Raw genomic sequence first — 3,846 nt, 5'->3', positions numbered from 1 at the left:
GGGGCTGAGGTAACCGCGCAGCGCCCTTCGGTGGGCGGCGCCGACATAATGTTTGTTAAGCGCGGCGGGCCGTTCAGGCCCATTGCGCTTAATGCCACATTATGTTGAATGGCGGCTGACCGGCAACGATTGTCACAGAGAACGCCGCAGTTCAGCGCCGGGCGGCCGGCATTTACTGCCGGGCACGCCGTAGGTGGGCAGGCAGTCTGTGCGCAGGGACGCGCGCAGTCTGCCTTTCACAGCACCCCACGCGCTCACCGGGAACCGGCTAACCTTAAAGACGGTCCGGCAACGCAGGGCGTTCAGGCCGGCTTCGGGCTGTCCGGCTTGTCACTCTCCGCCTGTTTATCGTCTGACGTGGCCTGCTTTGACTGCCGTTCTGCCGGGTGGGTCTGCTCATGCACTTTCTTTAAGTGACCGATGGCCACCCGGGTATAGATTTGCGTGGTTTCCAGACTCGCATGCCCTAATATCGCCTGGATGTGCCGGGTATCAGCCCCGTTGTCCAGCATTTGCGTAGCCATTGAATGCCGGAACAGGTGACAGGCTCCGGCTTTCTCCAGTTGCGCTTTTTGGCGAATGCTGGCCCCCGTCAGATGGGTGAGTCTGTCGCGTGACATCTGTCGGCCATTGAGGGTGATAAACAGGTGGCCGCTGTCATGGCGGTGGGCCAGCCGGGGCCGCACGCGGTCAAGGTAGCGTTGTAACCAGTGCAGGGCCTGTTCCCCGATGGGCACTACCCGGTCTTTACGGCCTTTGCCCTGCCTCACCAGCAGCACGCCGCGCCCGAAGTCGATATCGCTTAACCGCAGGTTGGACAGTTCCATCCGCCGGATACCGCTGCTCCACAGGACTTCAAGGATGGCCCGGTTTCTTAAGCCGGTCGGCCTGTTGATATCAATGGCCTGTAATACCGTCTGTGTTTCGTCCTCGCTCAGCACCTGCGCGGGCAGGCGTTTGTCTCTTCGGGGCAACACCAGTTCCTCAGCCGGGTTGTACAGGATGTACTGGCGTTGTCGCAGCCAGCGGAACCAGACCCGGAGGTCACTCAGCCGTTTTGACTGCGTGCTGACGGCCAGCGTGTTGCCGTCGGCTTTACGATAGGCTCTCAGCCAGGACTGATAACTTTCCAGTAACGGTGGGCTGACTTGCGGGGCGGACATGACTCCCCGGGCTTCACACCAGTTAACGAACGGCAGCAACCGTTCCTGATAGCCGGTCAGCGTCCAGACGCTGTAGTGTCTGGCGGTCAGGCAGTCGAGATAGGCTTCAAGCTGCTGGCGTAATGTGGTGAGATGAGCGGGGCGTGTAGCGGCGATAGTCTGAGTCATGACGGGGTTTCCTGTAAGGTACATGGATTGTTGTTATGGGGTAATGCGTGACTACGATACGATGATGTTTTTCTTTATTGTCTGCCGGAACAGTGCTTTTTCCTTTGCCCCGACCGGTTTAGCGCCGGGGCCTTGTATGGCTTGCCTCTGGGGGGATGGAGGCTGTCCGACCGGTCCCCGACCTGCCTCCGACAGGCGGGCGACCGTCTGCGTGATAACCCCGACCGGACTGAATCATACGCCGGTTTTCAGGGGGCTATCAGCCCGCACAGGTGCGCCGTGTCGTTATCTTCACCGTCGAACAGCAGTTCATAGACGAACGTCAGTCCGCGCCGGTGCAACAGCAGGTATTCCATTTCGACCAGCCGTGACAGATGGATTTTTAGCTGGGTATCGCCCCACTGCACCGCATCACGCAACATTTTGCGGGTAAACAACATTTCATGGCGCGGCTGCCCGTTTTCCCTGACCCAGTTTTGTATCAGCAGCAACAGCCTGCGCGTCTGGGGCGGCATCTCATCCAGTGTGCGGCCTAATATCTCGTGGGCCAGCCGGTTCGCCAGGCGGATATCTTCTTTGGCGACTTCGATATATTCAAGCCGTTTGCCCCGGTGTTCCGCGGTCTTCACCTCGCGCTGGTACTGATGCAGCAGGGCGATACTTTGTATCAGGGTGAGATATTTCATGTGATCGCGCCGGGTGCGGGTTTTATCGCTGATGAACGTGAGCTGTGAAGCATAAGGGTTAACCACATTCAGCGGGCGTAGCAGCCGCTGGGCGTTTTGATGGAGTTCGGTGATATAGGTCTTCTCATTCTCGGCCAGTAAGCCTTCGAGGGTCTGCTTATGGCGCTGCAAGGCGTGGATAGCTTCGGTCTGTTCCCGCGATTCGTTCACGGTCAGCACCAGACAGCGGTTTAACAGCTCTTCATCGACATCTATCGCGGTGGTGGTGAGCATCAGCATCACCGGCCCTTTCACCGTGTACTGTTTGGTGACCAGATTCCCGCTGGCGTCATCTTTACCGGTGCTGGCAATGGTCAGTTCGCCGTCACTTTGTAACAGCTTGAGGGCATAGGCGGCCTGCCGCACCCCTTCTTCTTCGGCTATCGCCAGTATCTTGTGTTGCAGGTTGGTTTCCCCCAGATAAAACAGGCTCTGGCCGGTCATGGCGCTGTATTGCAGCCGTTCCTCTGCCGGTATCAGATTGAGGACCGCATCCATTAAGCTGCTTTTACCTGCCGCCGAACTGCTCTGTATCAGCACGGCCAGCGGACGCTCCAGCTTGCGACTGACGGCGGCTAAGTAACCGGCCAGCAGGTTAGTGGATTCGCCCACCACGCCACAGGCGGCTAAGTCAGCGGTGATGCGCTCACTCAGTTGCGGGTCTTGCAGCAGCGCCAGCGCCGCAGCCCGCTGGTCCTCACTCAGTTCGGGAACCGGTGGGGTTTCGGTTTGTTCACTGACACCGGCCTGTTGACACTGTTCCAGGACCAGCAACACCTGCCCCAGCGCCCGGCGCAGGTCACCTTCGGCCAGCCCCAGTTCGGTGGCGGCCAGCCGCGCATACCCGCCCCGGCTGCGGGCGTTCATCATGTCCACGCTGTCGGCGAACATCACGCCGCTGTCGGTATCAATCACCTGCGCATTGACTTTCATGACGGCGGCCCCGGCTCTGACCTGAGCCAGCCCGCGAACACACCAGCGCAGCGGACCCAGTGAGACGATGATTTCACCGTTTGGCCCGGTCTCCCACACGACTCCGGGCAAAGACAGCGGTCTTGTTGCCCGCTCAGCGGCTAAAGCAACAGGGGGTTCCGTTGCCGGGGACGACGGCGCTGCCGGTGCGCCCGGTGCTTCGGTGTCGGTTTTCTGCACCGGCTCATACATTGGCACCGCGCCATCCAGCAATAACCCGAATGCCGGTTCGGGCTCGGCGACCTGACACAGATAGCCGTTGGCATCCATGCCCTCGGGGAACACTACCCGGAACACGGTCATGCCGGCGGCGGTCAGTTCTGCGGCCAGTTTCACCGCCGCCTCATTGCCGGCGGGGTCGTTATCGAAGGCAATCAGCACCTGCCTGACCTGATGCCGTTGCAGTGCCTGCCAGTGGTCGGGGGTAAAGCCATTGACGCCGTAGGCGGTGGTCACGTTACGGTATCCCGCCACCCAGAACGACATGGCATCGATTAATGACTCACACAGGATAAGCGATTTGGCCGCTATCATGGCGGCTTCATTCCACACGCCGCGGTGTTCGCCGGGCAGGTAGAGATGTTTCGGGGTCCCCGCCCGCAGGCGCTGGGTGATTTTCCGGCCATAGATTTCCTGTACCTGCCCGTGGTTGTCGAGTACCGGTATCACGAGCGAGCCGCTAAAGTGTTCATGACCTGACTCCCGCATCAGGCCCACCGCTTGCAACCGGGCCCGGATAGCTGCGCCGGCTTTCAGTTGTTTCTCCGGCAGGCGGTAAGCCAGGGTTCGGTTGGCAAAGCCGGGCTTAAAACCGGCGA

At 60.1% G+C, this 3,846-nt stretch carries 2 protein-coding genes; both read right to left on the bottom strand.

Features of this window, described 5'->3' with window-relative positions; all coding sequences use genetic code 11:
• Positions 1-302: 302 nt before the first annotated feature.
• The gene (xerC, locus tag AM629_RS20665) at positions 303-1,331 is read right to left on the bottom strand and encodes a site-specific tyrosine recombinase XerC (RefSeq protein ID WP_054481650.1); all 1,029 of its coding nucleotides are present in this window, start codon (positions 1,329-1,331) and stop codon (positions 303-305) included.
• A 248-nt stretch (positions 1,332-1,579) separates the two neighbouring features.
• Positions 1,580-3,846 (bottom strand): toprim domain-containing protein (locus AM629_RS20660; protein ID WP_054481648.1); only part of this gene is annotated, 2,267 nt, incomplete at its 5' end.

Source organism: Photorhabdus heterorhabditis, assembly GCF_001280945.1.
Lineage (GTDB): Bacteria > Pseudomonadota > Gammaproteobacteria > Enterobacterales > Enterobacteriaceae > Photorhabdus > Photorhabdus heterorhabditis.
The sequence above is the reverse complement of the archived record's forward strand: the minus strand, read 5'-3'. Positions and strand labels throughout refer to the sequence as shown.

Bases quoted from the DNA above. Each gene is read 5' to 3' on its own strand.
- xerC (WP_054481650.1), bottom strand. From the start codon at position 1,331: ATGACTCAGACTATCGCCGCTACACGCCCCGCTCATCTCACCACATTA.